Genomic DNA, 797 nt, shown 5'->3' on the forward strand with positions numbered 1-797 from the left:
TCTGGTTCTGGTCCAAGTGTGATCGTCCCTGTAGCACAAACGGCCAGTTACTTAGTCATGCCAAATGCTCTCTTCTACAGTGGATTAACCGATATAGCTAAACAAAACGCGCTTTTAGCCAATATCAGAACATCTGTCTTAGGAAAAGAAGAAGAGAAACAAACTGGTTTCTTCCTCTACACTTACGGAAACACAGGAACCTTATCTTCTGAACGCGGACCTCTCAAATATGGCTATGGCGCTGATATCCGCTATGCTGCTCTCCAAGCCGGTGTTACATTGGCAGCAATTGAAGGACAAAATACCACGACACATTTCGGTCTTGTAGGCACCTATGGGCGACTATCTTTCACTCCAAAAGAAATGCAGGATGCAAGTAAAAGCACCTTAGATAAATGGTCACTAACAGCTTATGGCAGCGTGCAGCATGACAGTGGTTTCTATATGGATACACTGTTATCCTATGGGATAATAAAGGGGGATATCGGCAATGCCATCAGAGGAAATACCGCAAAATTGAAAAATGCCAAAATGTTGAGTATCTCCACCACTATTGGCAAAGAATTTGCAACCGGAATGGAAGGTTTAACCTTTGAGCCACAAGCACAAATTGCCTATCAACATTTGATGTTTAACACCATTGAAGATGCTGATAATTTTACTGTTGATATGAACAATCCTTCTCAATGGTTAATCCGTGTTGGTGGACGTTTGACCAAAACCATTTCCACTGAAAACAGCCGTCCTATGTCTTTCTATGGAAAAGTAAACTTGATCAAAACTTTTGGTGATGATGG

General features: G+C 41.7%; 1 protein-coding gene. It reads left to right on the forward strand.

Annotated features, from left to right (window positions below; all coding sequences use genetic code 11):
* A partial coding sequence (locus ACFIK6_RS10085) for an autotransporter domain-containing protein (protein ID WP_375677613.1) occupies positions 1 to 797 on the forward strand: 797 nt, incomplete at both ends.

The sequence above is a fragment of the Bartonella sp. AS69XJJH genome (genome assembly GCF_042195585.1).
In the GTDB taxonomy this organism is placed as follows: Bacteria; Pseudomonadota; Alphaproteobacteria; order Rhizobiales; family Rhizobiaceae; genus Bartonella.